The sequence below is a fragment of the Pseudomonas sp. VI4.1 genome (assembly GCF_002029345.1).
GTDB lineage: Bacteria > Pseudomonadota > Gammaproteobacteria > Pseudomonadales > Pseudomonadaceae > Aquipseudomonas.
In genome coordinates, this window is the sequence record NZ_MULM01000140.1 from 1 (window position 1) to 17,430 (window position 17,430).

12 protein-coding genes and 4 pseudogenes are annotated in these 17,430 nt (G+C 59.0%); 6 read left to right on the plus strand and 10 right to left on the minus strand.

What is annotated here, in order from left to right; translation table 11 throughout:
- From BZ163_RS11850 to BZ163_RS11860, 3 genes and pseudogenes are all read left to right on the plus strand, one after another.
- Positions 1-1,166: pseudogene (locus BZ163_RS11850) on the plus strand (Zn-dependent hydrolase); the annotation flags it as partial.
- A 132-nt stretch (positions 1,167-1,298) separates the two neighbouring features.
- The gene (locus BZ163_RS11855) at positions 1,299-2,789 is read left to right on the plus strand and encodes a helix-turn-helix transcriptional regulator (protein WP_128871065.1); all 1,491 of its coding nucleotides are present in this window, start codon (positions 1,299-1,301) and stop codon (positions 2,787-2,789) included.
- Between the two features lie 203 nt (positions 2,790-2,992).
- Complete coding sequence (locus tag BZ163_RS11860) at positions 2,993-3,241, plus strand: DUF1652 domain-containing protein (protein WP_128871066.1); 249 nt, start codon at positions 2,993-2,995, stop codon at positions 3,239-3,241.
- A 377-nt stretch (positions 3,242-3,618) separates the two neighbouring features.
- Here BZ163_RS11860 and BZ163_RS11865 read toward each other — a convergent pair.
- The 7 genes and pseudogenes from BZ163_RS11865 to BZ163_RS11900 all read right to left on the minus strand — a co-directional run bounded on the left by BZ163_RS11865 (position 3,619) and on the right by BZ163_RS11900 (position 9,840).
- A pseudogene (locus BZ163_RS11865) lies at positions 3,619-4,735 on the minus strand (Gfo/Idh/MocA family protein).
- A gap of 222 nt (positions 4,736-4,957) precedes the next feature.
- A complete protein-coding gene (locus BZ163_RS11875; protein ID WP_128871068.1) occupies positions 4,958-5,725 on the minus strand; it encodes an SDR family oxidoreductase in 768 nt (255 codons plus the stop codon).
- A 43-nt stretch (positions 5,726-5,768) separates the two neighbouring features.
- On the minus strand, positions 5,769-6,836 hold the full coding sequence (locus tag BZ163_RS11880; RefSeq protein WP_128871069.1) for a phosphotransferase family protein: 1,068 nt from the start codon (positions 6,834-6,836) through the stop codon (positions 5,769-5,771).
- Between the two features lie 145 nt (positions 6,837-6,981).
- Positions 6,982-7,946 (minus strand): annotated as a pseudogene (locus BZ163_RS11885) (2-hydroxyacid dehydrogenase).
- Between the two features lie 214 nt (positions 7,947-8,160).
- Positions 8,161-8,598, minus strand: coding sequence for a hypothetical protein (locus BZ163_RS11890; RefSeq protein ID WP_128871070.1), 438 nt, complete (start codon positions 8,596-8,598; stop codon positions 8,161-8,163).
- A gap of 100 nt (positions 8,599-8,698) precedes the next feature.
- Complete coding sequence (locus tag BZ163_RS11895) at positions 8,699-9,220, minus strand: DUF4822 domain-containing protein (protein ID WP_128871071.1); 522 nt, start codon at positions 9,218-9,220, stop codon at positions 8,699-8,701.
- Between the two features lie 236 nt (positions 9,221-9,456).
- Complete coding sequence (locus BZ163_RS11900) at positions 9,457-9,840, minus strand: tautomerase family protein (protein ID WP_128871072.1); 384 nt, start codon at positions 9,838-9,840, stop codon at positions 9,457-9,459.
- A 302-nt stretch (positions 9,841-10,142) separates the two neighbouring features.
- Here BZ163_RS11900 and BZ163_RS11905 point away from each other — a divergent pair, with 302 nt between their 5' ends.
- Entirely contained in the window at positions 10,143-11,423 is a 1,281-nt protein-coding gene (locus BZ163_RS11905; RefSeq protein WP_128871073.1) for a serine/threonine transporter, read from the plus strand.
- Positions 11,424-11,590: 167 nt separating this feature from the next.
- Here BZ163_RS11905 and acnB read toward each other — a convergent pair whose 3' ends face one another.
- A complete protein-coding gene (gene acnB / locus BZ163_RS11910) occupies positions 11,591-14,191 on the minus strand; it encodes a bifunctional aconitate hydratase 2/2-methylisocitrate dehydratase (protein WP_128871099.1) in 2,601 nt (866 codons plus the stop codon).
- Between the two features lie 406 nt (positions 14,192-14,597).
- Here acnB and BZ163_RS11915 point away from each other — a divergent pair, with 406 nt between their 5' ends.
- Positions 14,598-15,068 carry a DUF1289 domain-containing protein gene (locus BZ163_RS11915; protein ID WP_128871074.1) on the plus strand — a complete coding sequence of 157 codons (471 nt, stop codon included), beginning with the start codon at positions 14,598-14,600 and terminating at the stop codon, positions 15,066-15,068.
- A gap of 99 nt (positions 15,069-15,167) precedes the next feature.
- Here the strand turns inward: BZ163_RS11915 and BZ163_RS11920 are convergent, their stop codons facing one another.
- On the minus strand, positions 15,168-16,031 hold the full coding sequence (locus BZ163_RS11920) for a universal stress protein (RefSeq protein WP_128871075.1): 864 nt from the start codon (positions 16,029-16,031) through the stop codon (positions 15,168-15,170).
- A 159-nt stretch (positions 16,032-16,190) separates the two neighbouring features.
- Here BZ163_RS11920 and BZ163_RS11925 point away from each other — a divergent pair.
- Positions 16,191-16,798: pseudogene (locus tag BZ163_RS11925) on the plus strand (tRNA-(ms[2]io[6]A)-hydroxylase).
- A 15-nt stretch (positions 16,799-16,813) separates the two neighbouring features.
- On the opposite strand, the gene BZ163_RS11930 reads toward BZ163_RS11925, so the two are convergent.
- Positions 16,814-17,302, minus strand: a complete 489-nt coding sequence (locus BZ163_RS11930; RefSeq protein WP_128871076.1) for a GFA family protein — start codon at positions 17,300-17,302, stop codon at positions 16,814-16,816.
- Positions 17,303-17,430 lie beyond the last annotated feature (128 nt).

The window sequence follows — 17,430 nt, forward strand, 5'->3', positions numbered from 1 at the left end:
CCTGGCCCTGACCGACCTCGACCGGCCAGGCCCGGGATATTTTCGTGCGCTGGTGCGAGGAAGCCGGTTGCACCGTCAGCATCGACGCCGTCGGCAACATCTTCGCCCGCCGCCCCGGGCGCAATCCGGACTTGCCCCCGGTCATGACCGGCAGCCACATCGACACCCAGCCCACCGGCGGCAAGTTCGATGGTTGCTTCGGTGTGCTGGCCGGCGTCGAAGTCCTGCGTACCCTCAACGACCTGGGTGTGGAAACCGAAGCACCGCTGGAAGTGGTGGTCTGGACCAACGAAGAAGGCTCGCGCTTCGCGCCCTGCATGATGGGCTCCGGCGTGTTCGCGGAAAAATTCGCCCTCGAAGAAACCCTGGCCAAGGTCGACGCCGAAGGCATCACCGTCGGCGACGCATTGAACGCCATCGGCTACGCCGGCCCGCGCAAGGTCAGCGGTCACGCGGTCGGGGCCTATTTCGAAGCGCACATCGAGCAAGGCCCGATCCTTGAAGACGAACACAAGACCATTGGCGTCGTCATGGGCGCCCTCGGGCAGAAATGGTTCGACCTGAAACTGCGCGGCGTCGAAGCCCACGCCGGCCCTACCCCGATGCACTTGCGCAAGGATGCCCTGGTTGGCGCCGGCGATCATCGTCGCGCCGTCAACCGTGCGGCCCTCGGCCACCAACCCCATGCCTGCGGCACAGTCGGCTGCCTGCAAGCCTACCCCGGCTCACGCAACGTCATCCCCGGTGAAGTGCGCATGACCCTGGACTTCCGTCATCTGGAACCGGCGCGTCTGGATTCGATGATCGCCGAAGTCCGCGAGGTGATTGAAACCACCTGCCAGATCCACGGCCTGACTTTCGAACTGACGCCCACTGCCGATTTTCCGCCGTTGTACTTCGACAAGGGTTGTGTCGAAGCGGTGCGCGGTGCCGCCCAAGGGCTGGGCCTGTCGCACATGGACATCGTCAGCGGGGCAGGGCACGACGCAATCTTCCTTGCCGAACTCGGCCCGGCCGGAATGATCTTCGTACCGTGCGAAGGCGGCATCAGCCACAACGAAATCGAGAACGCCGCGCCGGATGATCTGGCGGCCGGGTGTGCGGTGCTGTTGCGGGCGATGCTGGCGGCTTCGGCGGGCATCGCGTGTGGAAAATTGGCGGCATGAACAGCAAAAGATCGCAGGCTGCGCCAGCTCCCGGCGCGTGGGGTCAACAGCATCTGCACGATCAGGCTCGCCCGCGGTCGTAATCTTCACAGGGCGGCGCGTAAAAAGCGCCGCCACACCCGTGGAGATGCAATGAGCCAGGACGTCCTGACCACCGAAACCAATCGCCGCCAGTTGCAGCAGATCATCGCGGGCCTGTCCGACGGGGTGATTCTGCTGGAGCTCGACCAGACCATTCTTTGGGCCAACGAGGCCGCGCTGGCCATGCATGGCGTCAGTCGGATCGATGATCTGGGCGCCAATGCCGGAGAGTATGCCCGGCGTTTTACCTTGCGCTATCGCAATAATCACCCGGTCCCGGTGGACAATTACCCGATCAGTCGCGTGGCTCGGGGCGAGACGTTCAGCGATGTGCTGGTCGAGGTGAGGCTGGCAGGGGACGAAGAGCGTACCTGGGTCCACAACGTGCGCAGTATGGTGCTGACCGACAGTGCCGGCGAACCGGAGTCGCTGGTGCTGATCATGGACGACGTCACCGAGTGGGCCAGCGCCGAGCAGCGATTCGAAAAAACCTTTAACGCCAATCCCGCCCCGGCGGTGATCTGTCGCCTCAGCGATTTGCGCTACATCAAGGTCAATTCCGGCTTCCTGGAAATGACCGGTTACTCCCGTGATCAGGTGATCGGTTGTTCAACCTATGAATTGGATGTGCTGGAAGGGGCCGAGAACAAAGACCTGGCCAAGCAACGCTTGCGCGAAGGCGCCACCATTCCGCAGATGCAAGCCGAGTTGCAATTGCCTGAAGGGGGCAGCAGACAGGTGATCGTCGCCGGCCAACCCCTGGAGCTCAATGACGAGGCCTGCATGTTGTTTTCCTTCGTGGACATGGAGCCTCGGCACAAGGCCGAAGTCGCTCTGCGCCAGAGTGAGGAACGTTTTGCCAAGGCCTTTCGCCTGACCCCGGTGCCGATCCTGGTGTGTAACGCCGGCGATCAGGTGGTCATGGACGTCAATGAAGCATTTCTGGACACCTTCGCGTACCCCAGCGAAGAGGTGCTCGGCAAGACCGTCGCGGCGATCGATTTCATTCAGGACAAAGGCGCTTATACGAAGTTGTTCGCGGCGTTGGAGAAAACCGGAAGCCTGGACCGGATCGACGTGCGTATGCGTAAAAAAGATGCCGGGGAGATCGACTGCGCAGTCTCCGCCGACACCGTGAATATCCAGGACAACCCCTGCTATTTGTTGGTGTTGATGGATATCACCGAGCGTAAACGCACGGAGCTGGAGTTGGTGTCGGCCATCGAAGAGGTCATGAAAGACGCCTCGTGGTTCAGCCGCACGCTGATCGAAAAACTCGCCAACGTGAAGCCTGGCAACTCGCCGAAATTGCCCAGCGTGTCCTTCACTGACCTGACTGCCCGTGAGCGCGATGTGCTCAGCCTGATCTGCGAAGGCCTGGCCGACAAGGAAATTGCCGCGCGGCTGAAGCTGGCACCTAATACCGTGCGCAATCACGTGTCGACGGTATATTCCAAGCTCGATGTGCACAGTCGCAGCGAGGCGATTGTCTGGGCCCGCGAGCGCGGGTTGTTCTCGGGTCAGTGGCGGGGAAAAGGCTAGCGCGAAGGTGCAAATGCACTATACCTTGAGATGCAAATGGATGTTCTGGCGGGGTGCGGCAGTGCTTAGTCTGTAAGGGTGCGGTAGTGGGCTTTGGACCGCTATCGCGTCCCCTCGGAACAGCTCAAGGAACAGCACATGCTTCGCCAATTCAATTCAGTTTCGGTCGACGGGGCTGTCAACCAGCCCAAGGGTGAATCGCAATGATTTATCTGACGCAATTGCGCGCGCAACTGGAGCAGCAGTTTTCTCCGCGCGCTTGTGAGTGCAGCGTGTCGGGTGACAACTCGGTGACTGTGAAGCTGTATCACCCGGTCTCGGGACAGGTGGACCTGGTGGTCAGCGGACTGAATGTGACGAACCTCAGATCACCGGAGGCCGTGGCAGCTTTGGTTGAAGAGCTGCGGTATGAACTTGAGAGCAATACCTTGCATCGTCCCGAAACGTCGTAAAACTGCCTTTTCTGTTGCCGGCCCGTGGACTTTCCTGCGATATTTTGTTGTCACACCACTGTGTACATCACTTATCGCGGGTCAACCTATGAAAAGTCTTGGGAAACGCGTTTTTGCGCCACTGCCGCTTGCCCTCTGCGCGGTGATACTCGGCGGTTGTGCCAGTCCGCCGCCGCCACCCCCCCTTGCTCCGCCGCCGCCCCCTGTGCGTACCTGCCAAACCACTGAAAACGTTGATGTGCAAGGCGACATGCGAGCTGAAGGGCAGGTGACCCGCAATACCACCCTGACCCGTTGCGTCACGCAGTAGGCGCGGATCAGTTTGCGCAAGCCGCCAGCGGCGTAGAGCTGCTGGCGGGCGCTCACCGGGTGGTCGATCAGACCTCTTCCAGCCTGACCCAGCGTGATGCTCGCGCCGGCGAGGCGAATCGCCGTTGCCAGGCGTTCGACTTCCCACGCCTGCTCGAAATCGGTGCCACCCTGACCGAACCCGGCGAGTGCCATGACCAGATCATGCACTTCCAGGGTCTTGAGTTCGTTGTAGCCCAACTGATGTCCCGCCGCCGGGCTGAACGCGGCGTAACCGGGCAAATTCGGTCCCGCCAGCAAGCGTTGGAAACCGTCTTGCCCGGCGCGATGGAGGCGCAATTCATTCAAGCGCTCCTGATCGAATGCCAGGGTGCCTTTTGTGCCGCTGATTTCAAAACTCAGGTGATTCTTGTAACCGTGCTTGAGCCAACTGCTGCTGAATGTCCCACGCGCACCGTTGGCAAACCGCAGCAGGGCATGGACCTGATCATCGACCGTGATGCTGCGTTGCTCCTGGCTGCCCGGCGCGGCGGGACGTTGCCCGTGCACGGTCTGGGTGTCGGCGCATACCGACTCGACATCGCCTACCAGATAACGGGCCATGGCCAGCAGGTGGCTGCCCAGATCCGCCAGCGCACCGCCGGCATGCCCGGCGTCGCAACGCCAGGACCAGGGTGATGCGGGATCGGCCATGAAGTCCTCGCTGAACTCCCCCTGGAAACTGATGATGTGCCCCAGTTCGCCGTTTTCGATCAGTTGCCGCGCCAGGCCGATGATCGGGTTGTGCTGATAGTTGTAACCCACCCGCGTGACCACGCCTGCCGCTTTCGCCGCCTGGCGCATGGCGTCGGCCTGTTCAAGATTGACCGCCAGCGGCTTTTCGCAGTACACCGCTTTGCCGGCGCTGAGGGCGGCCATGGCCATGGGATAGTGCAGGTGGTTGGGCGTGGTGATGGCGATCAAGTGGACCTTGGGATCATCGATCAATTGTTGCCAGTCGCTGTGGGCGGTTTCGAACCCCCAGGCGTCGGCGCAGTGGCGGGCACGCTGTGGATCGGCGTCGGCCAGGGCGACGAGTTTAAGCTTCAGGGGGAGTTCGAACACTGCACTGACATTGCGAAACGCCAAGGCATGGGCGCGGCCCATGAAGCCTGTGCCGATGAGACCGATACCGAGTTCGCGCATAGCCGGGATCCTTTTGGATTGTTGTTTCCAGGAGGGCTATTAATGGAATAAATATTCTTTAATTGCAATATATGGAAAAAATATTCCTTAAGTGCGAATTTTGGTGTAGGAGCGAGCTTGCTCGCGAAGAACCTGAGAAAGCCGCGGGGTGTCAGGTTTCCAGCGGTATCGTTGACGACCATCGCGAGCAAGCTTGCTCCTGCAAGGGGTACAAAATCGAATTCAGGACAGGAAACCGCCATCCACATTCAGCGACACGCCAGTGGTGTAGCTCGACGCATCGCTGGCCAGGTAAAGCACGGCCCCCGCCATCTCACTCGGATCCGCTACACGCTTGAGCGGAATCTGCTGCAATGCGGTGTTCAGGATCGCTTCGTTCTTCACCAGTGCCGAAGCGAACTTGGTATCGGTCAAACCTGGTAGCAGGGCATTGCAGCGAATGCCGAACTGCGCGCATTCCTTGGCGAAAACCTTGGTCATGTTGATCACCGCAGCCTTGGTCACCGAGTAGATGCCCTGGAAAATCCCCGGCGAGACGCCATTGATCGACGCCACGTTGATGATGCTGCCGCCGCCGTTTTCGCGCATCAGCTTGCCGGCTTCCACCGACATGAAGAAGTAGCCGCGGATATTGACGTCCACGGTCTTCTGAAACGCGCCGAGGTCGGTGTCCAGTACGTTGCAGAATTGCGGGTTGGTCGCGGCGTTGTTGACCAGGATGTCCAGGCGCCCGAACTGTTCCTTGATGCCGGCGAAGACCTGGCTGATCTGTTCCATTTCACCGATATGGCAAGCGATGGCGGTGGCTTTGCCGCCGGCAGCGACGATGGCGTCGGCCACGTGCTGACAGCCCTCGAGTTTGCGGCTCGAAACGATGACGTGGGCGCCTTGCTGGGCCAGCAGTTTGGCAATGGCTTCACCAATGCCGCGGCTGGCACCGGAAACGAAAGCGATCTTGCCGTCGAGGTCGAACAACTGGGTCTTGGACATGGGATTCCCTTATGAAAGTCTTGTTATTGGGCCAGGGGCGTAGTCAGAGGCTGGATGTGCGGATGACCTGCAAGCTCATCTGTTCCAGCAGTTTGTTCATGTGAATGAACTGCGCGAAGCGTTTGTCCTGGGTCTGACCATGGAAGAAGCGGTAGTAGATCTGCTGCACGATGCCGGCCAGGCGGAACAGGCCATAGGTGTAGTAGAAGTCGAAGTTGTCGATCTGGATGCCTGAGCGTTGGCCGTAGTAATCGACGAACTCACGGCGGGTCAGCATGCCCGGGGCGTGGCTCGGCTGACGGCGCATCAACTGCACCGGTGCCGGGTCATCGGCTTCGATCCAGTAGGCGAGGGTGTTGCCCAGGTCCATCAACGGGTCACCGAGGGTCGTCAGCTCCCAATCGAGCACGCCGATGATCTGCATCGGATTGTTCGGGTCGAGGATCACGTTATCGAAGCGGTAATCATTGTGCACGATGCTCGACGTGGGGTGATCGGCCGGCATTTTGTCATTGAGCCAGGCCTTGACCGCTTGCCACTGCGGCGCGTCCGGGGTCAGGGCTTTTTCGTAACGCTCGCTCCAGCCTTTGATCTGCCGCGCGACGTAGCCTTCAGGTTTGCCAAGGTCGCCCAGGCCGCAGGCCTTGTAATCGACCTGATGCAGTTCGACGAACTTGTCGATAAAGCTCTTGCACAGGGCTTCGGTCTTTGCCGAATCCAGGCCCAGCTCCGGCGGCAGTTCAGCGCGCAGGATGATGCCCTTGACCCGTTCCATCACATAGAACTCGGCGCCGATCACCGTTTCATCGGTGCAGTGCACGTAGGCTTTAGGACAGTATGGAAAGCCGTCCCGGAGCTGATTGAGGATCCGGAACTCGCGGCCCATGTCGTGGGCAGACTTGGCCTTGTGGCCGAATGGCGGCCGACGCAGGACGAACTCCTGTTCGGGGTATTCCAGCAAGTAGGTGAGGTTGGACGCACCGCCGGGAAACTGGCTGATGGCAGGCTGGCCACTGAGGCCCGGAATATGAGCCTTGAGGTACGGATCGATCAGGCTGGCATCGAGTTCTTCGCCGGAGCGGATACGGGTGGACTGGTCAGTAAGCGCCATGCTTATCCCTTCTGCTTATTTTGGAGGCCTGAGACTATTGGCTAATCTAATGCGCACAGCCGACACCCACAACCACGGACAACCCTTATAGGTGAGCGTGTTGCCGGGCAATCATTGCTTTTGATACACCTGTTTGAATGATCGTCTATTGCTCTGCCTGGGCCCGGGATGCCGGCAGATCGATAGGGGTGAGCACCGGCTCTGCGGAAAAGAACGCCACCAGATTGCGGCCCACCAGTTCCACGGTTCCCTGGGTTGCCTCAGGCGACAAACCAGCGACGTGCGGCGTCAGGATAACGTTGGCCAACGACTTGAATGCGTCCGGCACAAGGGGTTCGGCATCGAAGACATCCAGTGCGGCACCGGCAATTCGTCGTTGTTCCAAGGCGCTGATCAGATCCGCGGTGACGATGACACTGGCCCGGGCGATGTTGACGATGAAGCCTTTGGGGCCCAAGGCATCGAGCACGTGTTTGTTGATCAGGTGTCTGGTGCCCAGGCCACCGGGGGTGGCGACGATCAGAAAGTCCGAGGCGCGCGCCAGTTCGGTCGGCGTCGAGCAGAAGCTGTAGGGCACGTCGTACGATGCTGGCGGTTGTGGTAGCTCACGGTCATGTCGAAGCCGTGAGCCGCACGCTTGGCAATGGCCATGCCGACAGCGCCGAGACCGAGGATGCCCAGGCGTTTGCCGGCCAGGGAAGGGCGCATGATCTTCGGCCACTCGCCCCGACGCACGGCGGCGTCGCAGCGCGGAATGTCGCGCACCAGCGCCAGCAGCATCGCCATGGCGTGGTCGGCAACCGAAGACGCATTGACCCCGGCACCGTTGGTGACCGTGATGCCCCGGTCGGCGGCGGCTTGCAGGTCGACCTGTTCGTAGCCGGCGCCGATCACGCAGATAATCTTGAGATTGGGCAGGGCGGCGATTTCGTCGGCATGCAACCCTAATGGACCGCGAGTCAGCACCGCATCGATCTGACCGCCCTGCCGGGTGATGGCCGCCGCGCGCTCGGCGGGCGTCGGGGCCAGAATCAGGTGAAAGCCCTGATGTTCGAGAATCGGCAGGTAATCATTGATGGTTTCAACCAGTACCAGAACGGTTGCGGGCATTACTCTGCTCCTGTAATTCATTGGCGTGTCGAGCACGAAAAATAGTTTCAGGGTGCTGATTCCCGGGCGGATTGGCAATGGTCGTCAATCGCGGACGCGGTGTTTTTTAGTCTGGACTGCTTCCTGGAAGAAGCAAATTCATGCTTCAGGGCTGACGGAGCCGATGTGATGTCCCAATGCGGCACACTGCAAATACAGTGTGCCGCCGCAGGCGTTACTGGGCAGTTTGCGGTGGTTGTGCCTTGGTTCGTTCCGCCTGTGCGATCGCTTTGAAGTCATAGGTGGGATAGAACTCGGTTCTGTAACTTCCCCACGCCGTATTTTCAAGCGCAAGGTTTACTTCTGCCAGGCGGGAGGCCGGAAGGCGCAGTGTGACGACTTGCCCGATACCCATCATGATGTTCCAGTTGACAACCTCTACCCCTGCGGGTGGAAAGGCGTTATAGAATCCTTGCTTGGCCAGTTGAGCCTTCAATTCGCCCAATGGTCGTGACTGATCGTGCTTTAAAAAGACGGTCAGCATGACGGCATTATCTGGCGTGGATACGGCATTTTTTGCAGGGGCGGGCGTTGTGGATTGCGCATGGGCAACGGAGAAGGCCGACGAGAGCAGTAACGTAGATATCAGTAGTGTTCTGAGTGTTTTTTGCATGTTGAAACTCCATGTTGTTATTAGGCGACAAGATTTGTTTCAAATGGTGTTACTTCAGTGTGATGAATGGAATAGTTAGCCTGCTGCGGGGTGGCGGATTTCAGTTGGTGTCCACGCCTGGCTTAATGGCGGACTGTGTAACTACTGTTCCAGTGTAGGGGGCATGAACGACATGGATGCGTACCAGAGGGTTATTCTCTACCATGTCGCGAGGCACTTCGCGAGAATAGGTGAACTCTTTGGTGTTCAACGCTTCCAGCCGCCTGACCACGGTTTTGGTTGAGCCAACGTCGGGCACTAGGACGTGGTTTTTTTTATCGCCGGTGACAAAGAAGTAACCGCCACCTCCCTGGTTGTACTTTGATGCACCCGTGTCGGTGTAAAAGAACTCATAGCGATTGCGTTCGGGGTCCCATGTTGATATTCCGACCACCCCGGGATAATTTTCTTTGACATCCGTTTGTGGTGCGCCCTCTATATAGACCTTGGTTGTCAGCCACCGAGGAGAGGATGCCAGCTCCCGAATATCGCTAATGGCGGGGGCCTGTTGCGCAAAGCTACTCAAAGGACACAACAATGCCGCGGCAAGAAGGAGTGTGGAAGTGATGTTGTTTTTTTGCATGCGGATAACTCCTCGACTGTTTTTTGAGGCGCGTTACTAATCATTCAAATTCAATGCTTGAAAAATATAAGCTGGAAATGCGGGTTGTTCAATGCCGAGTAGTTGCTTGTAACAATTCAGAGTGCATGGCACTCAGACTTGCTTTGTCACACTTGTTTATAGAAGTGTTGGATGTAGGCGTTTTCCTACGCGTCGACATTGCAAGGCGATCAATACTGTATGTAATATAAGAGCGCTCAGATGGCGTACTGCGCAATGCCGTTGCCGAACGACCAGTTCTCTTTCTTCACTTCCACCAGGTTGATGAAAACATCTTCCAGTCGTACCGCCAGTTGCGCATTAAGGCGCTCAGCGATGGTTTTATAGAGCAACTTTTTCTGTTCGACGGTGCGGCCTTCGCTCAGTGTGATTTGAATCACCACCAGGTTGTCGGTGCGGTTGATACCCAGATAGCCGGGATCGAAAATGAAATGCTGTTCATCGTGCTCGGCAAGAATCTGAAAATTATCGTTCTCTGGCACGCCAATGGCGCTGTGCATGGCGGCGTAGATCAATTGCCCGATGCGTTTGGCGTGGGTGGGATCCTGATGCTTCTTGATATCGACGCGAACCAGTGGCATGGCTTGTCTCCGCGATGAGGGCTGCCGACGGAACCTGGATTGAACATACATCAGGGTGAAATATTGGCAAATGGATTGTTTAAACAATCTATTTGATTCGGACGCAAGGGCGCCGTCGCTCCTGCAGGGGTACATCGACCCCCTCTCGACTGATCCGCACCACCGCTCCTCAGCTAAGTCTTTAATTCTGTTCATTAATCCCGGACAATCGCGCCCCTGTTTCGGCCAGGGCGCTGCCTGTCGGTTTTTTCCGACTCGCCCTGACCGGGTAGCAAGTGACCGGAATGCGGAGATCCCACCGGATGAATGATCAGGCCAATAGCGTCGACGAACGCTTTGTAGCGGCGACACCAGCAAGCCTTACCCGCTGGAATCGCCATGACACCACCTGGATGCTGGGCCTGTTTGGCACGGCCATCGGGGCTGGCACGCTGTTTTTGCCGATCAATGCAGGTCTGGGCGGCTTTTGGCCGCTGCTGATCCTGGCAGTATTGGCGTTCCCCATGACGTTTTACGCACACCGTGGCTTGACCCGCTTTGTGCTGTCCGGTCGCGAAGGCGCGGACATCACCGAAGTGGTGGAAGAGCACTTCGGGATCAAGGCCGGCGCGCTGATCACCTTGCTCTACTTCTTTGCGATCTTCCCGATCCTGCTGATCTACAGTGTGGCCCTGACCAACACCGTGGGCAGTTTTCTCGAGCATCAACTGCACATCATGCCACCCCCGCGCGCCGTACTGTCGCTGGTGCTGATCCTCGGCCTGCTGGCCGTGGTGCGTTGCGGCGAGCAAGCGATCATCAAGGCCATGAGCCTGATGGTCTATCCGTTTATCGTGGCCCTGCTGTTTCTCGCGGTGTTCCTGATTCCGCACTGGAACGGCGGCATCCTCGCCACCGCATCCACGCTGCCTGAACCCTCGGCGTTGTTGCACACCTTGTGGCTGGCGATTCCGGTGATGGTGTTTTCGTTCAACCACTCGCCGATCATCTCGGCGTTTGCGGTGGACCAGAAACGTCGTTACGGCGATCACGCCCAGGAGCGCAGCTCGCAGATCCTGTCCCGGGCCCACGGCTTGATGGTGGTGATGGTACTGTTTTTCGTGTTCAGTTGCGTGCTGACCCTGTCGCCGGCGCAACTGGCCGAGGCCAAGGCGCAGAACCTGTCGATCCTGTCCTACCTGGCTAACCACTTCAGCAATCCGACCATCGCCTTTGCGGCACCGTTGATTGCGTTCGTGGCGATTTCCAAGTCGTTCCTCGGTCACTACATTGGTGCCAGCGAAGGTCTTAAAGGACTGATCGTGAAGAGTGGCAAGCGCCCGGCACCGAAGACCCTGGACCGTATGACGGCGGCGTTCATGCTGGTGGTCTGCTGGATTGTTGCCACGCTGAACCCGAGCATCCTGGGGATGATCGAAACCCTGGGTGGCCCGATCATTGCGGCGATTCTGTTTTTGATGCCGATGTATGCCATCCGTAAAGTACCGGCGATGGCGCGTTATCGCGGTCAGGCTTCCAACGTCTTCGTGACGGCGGTGGGCCTGGTGGCGATTTCGGCGTTGATCTATTCGCTGAGTGCGTGAGAGCTGTAGGAGCGAGGCTTGCCCGCGAAGGCCATCACGCGGACAAATGGTGGACCGCGTTATCGTTCTTCGCGGGCAAGCCTCGCTCCTACAGGGTGCCGGGTGCAGGCATAAAAAAAACGCCGCTCATCTCACGATGGGCGGCGTTTTTTTATTGCGTTGCAGCGTTAGGCTTGAACGACCGGGATGTTGGCGTTCGCAGCAGCTTCACGGAACTCGGCGATCTGGTCGAAGGACAGGTAGCGGTAGACATCGGCCGCCATGCTGTCGATCTTGCCAGCGTACTCCATGTACTCCTCGACGGTCGGCAGGCGACCCAGGATGGACGCAACGGACGCCAACTCAGCCGAAGCCAGGTAAACGTTCGCGCCGTCACCCAGACGGTTCGGGAAGTTACGGGTCGAAGTCGACACGACTGTCGAATTCGGCTCTACGCGTGCCTGGTTACCCATGCACAGCGAGCAACCTGGCATTTCCATGCGGGCGCCAGCCTTGCCGTAGATGCCGTAGTAGCCTTCCTCGGTCAGCTGGTGAGCGTCCATCTTGGTCGGCGGCGACAGCCACAGACGGGTTGGCAGCTGACCCTTGACCTGTTCCAGCAACTTGCCGGCGGCGCGGAAGTGACCGATGTTGGTCATGCACGAACCGATGAACACTTCGTCGATCTTCTCGCCAGCAACGCTGGACAGCAGACGGGCGTCGTCCGGATCGTTCGGCGCGCAGAGCACAGGCTCCTTGATGTCGGCCAGGTCGATTTCGATGATTTCAGCGTATTCGGCGTCAGCATCGGCAACCATCAACTCAGGGTTGGCAATCCAGGCTTCCATCGCTTGCGCACGACGTTCCAGGGTCCGTGCATCGCCGTAGCCTTCGCCGATCATCCAGCGCAGCAGGGTGATGTTGGAGCTCAGGTATTCGGTGATCGACTCTTTCGACAGCTTGATGGTGCAACCGGCAGCCGAACGTTCGGCCGAGGCGTCGGACAGCTCGAAAGCCTGTTCGATGCTCAGGTTGTCCAGGCCTTCGATTTCCAGGATGCGGCCGGAGAAGGCGTTCTTCTTGCCTTTCTTCTCGACGGTCAGCAGGCCAGCCTGAATCGCGAAGTAAGGAATGGCGTGAACCAGGTCGCGCAGGGTGACGCCCGGTTGCATCTTGCCTTTGAAGCGCACCAGGATCGATTCCGGCATGTCCAGCGGCATCACGCCGGTGGCAGCAGCGAACGCAACCAGACCGGAACCGGCCGGGAACGAAATGCCCATCGGGAAACGGGTGTGGGAGTCACCACCGGTACCGACGGTGTCCGGCAGCAGCATGCGGTTCAGCCAGCTGTGGATGATGCCGTCGCCCGGACGCAGGGAAACGCCGCCGCGGGTCATCATGAAGTCAGGCAGGGTGTGGTGGGTGGTCACGTCGATCGGCTTTGGATACGCCGCGGTGTGGCAGAACGACTGCATTACCAGGTCGGCCGAGAAGCCCAGGCATGCCAGGTCTTTCAGTTCGTCGCGGGTCATCGGACCGGTGGTGTCCTGGGAACCGACGGTGGTCATTTTCGGTTCGCAGTAAGTACCCGGACGTACACCTTCTACGCCGCACGCCTTGCCGACCATTTTTTGCGCCAGGGTGAAACCCTTGGTGCTTTCGATCGGGGCATCCGGTTTCTTGAACAGGTCGAACGCTGGCAGGCCCAGTTCGGCGCGAGCCTTATCGGTCAGGCCGCGGCCGATGATCAGCGGAATACGACCGCCGGCACGGACTTCGTCCAACAGCACCGGGGTCTTCATTTCGAAGGTGGTCAGGACTTCGTCGGTGCCGTGTTTGCAGACTTTGCCAGCATGCGGGTACAGGTCGATGACATCGCCCATGTTCATGTTGGTAACGTCGAACTCGATTGGCAGGGCGCCGGCATCTTCCATGGTGTTGTAGAAGATCGGAGCGATCTTGCTGCCGAAGCAGAAGCCGCCGGCACGCTTGTTCGGCACGAAAGGAACGTCGTCGCCGAAGAACCACAGCACCGAGTTGGTAGCCGATTTACGCGAAGAACCGGTACCGACCACGTCGCCAACGTAGGCGATCGGGAAGCCGGAGTTGCGCATTTCTTCGATCTGCTTCATCGGACCGATGGCGCCTTGTACGTCCGGCACGATGCCGTCGCGGGCCATTTTCAGCATGGCCAGGGCGTGCAGCGGGATGTCCGGGCGGGACCAGGCATCCGGGGCAGGGGACAGGTCGTCGGTGTTGGTTTCGCCGGTGACCTTGAACACCCGCAGGCTGATCTTGTCGGCCAGCACCGGGCGGTTCTTGAACCACTCGCCGTCAGCCCAGGATTGCAGTACGCCTTGGGCGTGAACGTTACCGTTCTTGGCTTTTTCCGCCACGTCGTGGAAAGCGTCGAACATCAGCAGGGTGTGCTTGAGTTCTTCGGCCGCTACTGGCGCCAGTTCGGCGTCGTCCAGCAGGTTGACCAGGGTCACGATGTTGTAGCCGCCTTGCATGGTGCCGAGCAGTTCAACAGCGCGTTTCTTGTCGAGCAGAGGGGAGGTGGCTTCGCCTTTGGCCAGTGCAGACAGGAAGCCGGCTTTTACATAGGCTGCTTCGTCCACGCCAGGCGGAACGCGATTGGTGATCAGGTCAACGAGGAAAGCTTCTTCGCCAGCCGGGGGATTCTTCAGCAGCTCGACCAGGCCTGCAGTTTGTTCGGCGTTAAGCGGCTGGGGAACGATACCCAGTGCTGCACGCTCTTCGATATGTTTGCGGTAGGCTTCAAGCACAGTTATTACCCTCATCAGTGGTCCCATCTGGGTGTCCGGGACGCTCATCCCGAAATTGCCGTACTCATGCGCTTCATGGCGTTTTGGGCCACTCAGCCAGAATTACCGACAATTCCTTACAGAAGCTGCTTTCAAAGTTTTACGCCTGCAGAACGGGAGCTGATGAGGGTTGGCGTTGGGCTTTTCCCCGCTGGAAAAACCCTTCGCCAACACCGCTCTGAAGGAACGACTGTGCTCGTGACGCTTTGAAAACAGCTTCTAACGGACATTGGCGCCTTAAAAGGCTGGCTGATTCTACGGGAAAAAAAAATTAAAGGTAAGTTCGGGGCTGAATTTTGAGGGGTGATGAATGTTAGACAAAGGGCTAACATGCCCATCTGTTCTGCTTTCCCGTGTTCTCCTACCTATGCCCAATCAGACCATCAAGACCCCCTGCGTCGGCCTTTGCTCCACTGTTTACGGTGACTTGGTGTGCCGTGGCTGCAAGCGTTTCCACCATGAAGTGATCAACTGGAACGGGTACAACGAGGAAGAAAAACGTGCGGTGTGGCTGCGACTTGAGCAGTTGCTGTCCCAAGTGATGGCCAGCAAGCTGGAAATTTTCGATCCCCAGCGCCTGCGATGGCAGCTGGAGCAACGCAAAATCCGTTTTGTGCCGCATCAGTCGCAATATTGCTGGGCTTATCAGCTGATCGCCCGTGGTGCGCGGGTGATCAACAATCTGGAAGCCTACGGGATGGTGCTGATGCCGGAGTTTCGCGACTGGAACCTGCCGGAACTGCGTGATGCCATCGATCGTGAGTTCTTTTTGCTCTCGGAGGCGCATTACCAGCGTTACATTGCGCCGGGGTTTCTCAGGGATGCGTTCGGCGGTTGATTTTAAAAGCTGCGCTGGCAAGCCAGATCCTACAGTTGACCGCGCATCCCTGTAGGAGCCGGCTTGCCAGCGAAGGCGATCTACCCGGCAGCGCGGATCTCAATGCTGGGTCACAATCTCCTCCAGATGATCCATGATCGTATCCGGCTTCAATACCAGCACGTCACTCTCCACCGCATCCAGCACCACTTCCGCCGTATTGCCGATCAATGCCCCGGATAAACCGGACCGCGCAACCGTGCCGATCACCGTCACCGACGCACCCAGCTTGTGCACCATATACGGAATCAGCACATCCGCCGGGCCTTCCGCGATATGCAGGTGCTCGTCATCAATGTCGAACTCGGCCTGAAAGGCCTTGCACTGCTCGCGATAGCGGGCCTCGATGGTTTCGCTGAGTTGCAAGGTCGGGTCGGCGGCCGACAGCATCGGCGAGGGATGGGCACTGACCACATGCAAATGGGCTCTGGCCAGGCTGGCGATGTCATAACCGTGGTCGACGATACTGGCGTGCAAGGTGCGGTGTTCGCCATCGGTATTGCCGACGTCGATCGCCGCCAGAATGACCCCGCCGGTCCAGGGTTTCGACGTCTTGACCAACAGCACCGGGGTTGGACAGTAGCGCAGCAGTTTCCAGTCTGCCGGGGTCAGCAGGGCTTTTTTCAACGGACTGTCGGGGTAATGCTGTTTGATCACCAGCCCGCAGCCTTCCGCCTGCTGCACATCGACGATGGTTTCGTGCAGGCTTTCATTCCAGGCTTGCTCGGTGGTGACGCTGAAACCGTCCTCCAACAGGGCAGCCTTCAGTACGCCCAGCATGGCGCTGTGGTCATGTTTGCGGTCACAGACCAGCAGGTGCAGATGGGCCTGGGTCACACCGGCAATCAGTTTGGCCCGTTTGAGCGCCAGGCTTTCCGAGTGTTCGGGCTCAAGGACCACCAGGATGCTGCGGATGGCTTGCATGATCGGGATCTCCAGGATGGTAAAAATACTGCGTTGGACAACTATAGTTGCTGGCCGGGCATTCGGGACTTGATGCATATCAACGGTCGCGGCTGGTGGTCTGCCGGCAGGCCGGTATAATCGGCGCCCTTCGTTTTGAACCTTTTATCCGTGAGCCCCATGATCCTTCCCGAAATTCACGAGTTCCTCGGCTGCCGGACCCCCGACGGCTGGATCCAGGCCGCGCTGGCCGATCAGGAAACCCTGCTGATCGATCACAAGAACTGCGAATTCAAGGCCGCCAGCACGGCATTGAGCCTGATTGCCAAGTATCACTCCCACGTCGACCTGATCAACCTGATGTCGCGCCTGGCCCGGGAAGAGCTGGTGCACCACGAACAGGTCATGCGCTGATGAAGAAGCGCAAGATCGAGTTGCGTCAGCTGTCCGCCGGGCGTTACGCCTCGGGCTTGCGCAAAGTGGTGCGCAGCCACGAACCGGTCAAGCTGGTGGACACCCTGGTGGTCGGCGCGTTTATCGAGGCCCGCAGCTGCGAGCGTTTCGAGGCGCTGGTGCCGCATCTGGATGAAGAGCTGGGCAAGTTCTACTTCGGCCTGCTGAAAAGCGAGGCGCGGCATTTTCAGGGTTATTTGAAACTGGCCTATCAATATGGTGACGCCAAGGACATCGCCCAGGTGATCGACAGGGTTCGCGTTGCCGAGCAGGCGTTGATCGAATCGCCGGATGTGGAGTTCCGGTTCCACAGTGGTGTGCCGGTACTCGCCTGAAGACGGTGAAGCGCCTTATCGGCTCAAACCCAGGCGCTCATGCCACTCGGCGATCGACTCTTCGGGATAGACCTCGAACTGCTTGTCACCAGGACGCACTTCGACTTCCACCCACGGCGCCCTGGAATCGAGCAACAAGTGCGTGTGTTCCGGCGGCACCGGCAGCGGGGTGTCGATGGCTGATGCAAACGGGTGGATCAATTCCGGCCACTCCGGGCTGAACAGCCACAAGCCGGAGCCGCACAGGGAGCAGAAATGTCGTTCGGCGGTGCTGCGGTGCGCACGTTGGGCGCCTTCTTCCTTGAGTCGTGCGTGGTAGATCGTAATGTGTTTGCGGCCGCGCACTTTCAGGCTGGCGGCGTCACCCCCAATATTGATCGAATAACCGCCGCCGCCTTGGGTCTTGCGGCAGATCGAGCAGTAGCAGCGCTGGTACGGGTAGGGGTGGGCGCTGGTCAAGCTGAACGACACCGCGCCGCAATGGCAGGAGCCTTCGAGTTGCATGGGAACCTCCGGCGGGTCTTTGGCTTACCCAAGACAGCCTAGCGGTTTGTGGTGAATGTGCCGGCCTCTTCGCGGGCAAGCCTCGCTCCCACAGGGGATCGTGGGTGTTCAAAGATCCCTTGTGGGAG

What these genes read in the sequence shown, in the direction of transcription:
- BZ163_RS11930 (WP_128871076.1), bottom strand. Translation starts at nt 17,302, where the DNA reads ATGCAACTCGAAGGCTCCTGCCATTGCGGCGCGGTGTCGTTCAGCTTG.
- BZ163_RS11915 (WP_128871074.1), top strand. Translation starts at nt 14,598, where the DNA reads ATGCCCAATCAGACCATCAAGACCCCCTGCGTCGGCCTTTGCTCCACT.
- BZ163_RS11900 (WP_128871072.1), bottom strand. Translation starts at nt 9,840, where the DNA reads ATGCCACTGGTTCGCGTCGATATCAAGAAGCATCAGGATCCCACCCAC.
- BZ163_RS11855 (WP_128871065.1), top strand. Translation starts at nt 1,299, where the DNA reads ATGAGCCAGGACGTCCTGACCACCGAAACCAATCGCCGCCAGTTGCAG.
- BZ163_RS11890 (WP_128871070.1), bottom strand. Translation starts at nt 8,598, where the DNA reads ATGCAAAAAACACTCAGAACACTACTGATATCTACGTTACTGCTCTCG.
- BZ163_RS11860 (WP_128871066.1), top strand. Translation starts at nt 2,993, where the DNA reads ATGATTTATCTGACGCAATTGCGCGCGCAACTGGAGCAGCAGTTTTCT.
- BZ163_RS11880 (WP_128871069.1), bottom strand. Translation starts at nt 6,836, where the DNA reads ATGGCGCTTACTGACCAGTCCACCCGTATCCGCTCCGGCGAAGAACTC.
- BZ163_RS11895 (WP_128871071.1), bottom strand. Translation starts at nt 9,220, where the DNA reads ATGCAAAAAAACAACATCACTTCCACACTCCTTCTTGCCGCGGCATTG.
- BZ163_RS11905 (WP_128871073.1), top strand. Translation starts at nt 10,143, where the DNA reads ATGAATGATCAGGCCAATAGCGTCGACGAACGCTTTGTAGCGGCGACA.
- BZ163_RS11920 (WP_128871075.1), bottom strand. Translation starts at nt 16,031, where the DNA reads ATGCAAGCCATCCGCAGCATCCTGGTGGTCCTTGAGCCCGAACACTCG.
- BZ163_RS11875 (WP_128871068.1), bottom strand. Translation starts at nt 5,725, where the DNA reads ATGTCCAAGACCCAGTTGTTCGACCTCGACGGCAAGATCGCTTTCGTT.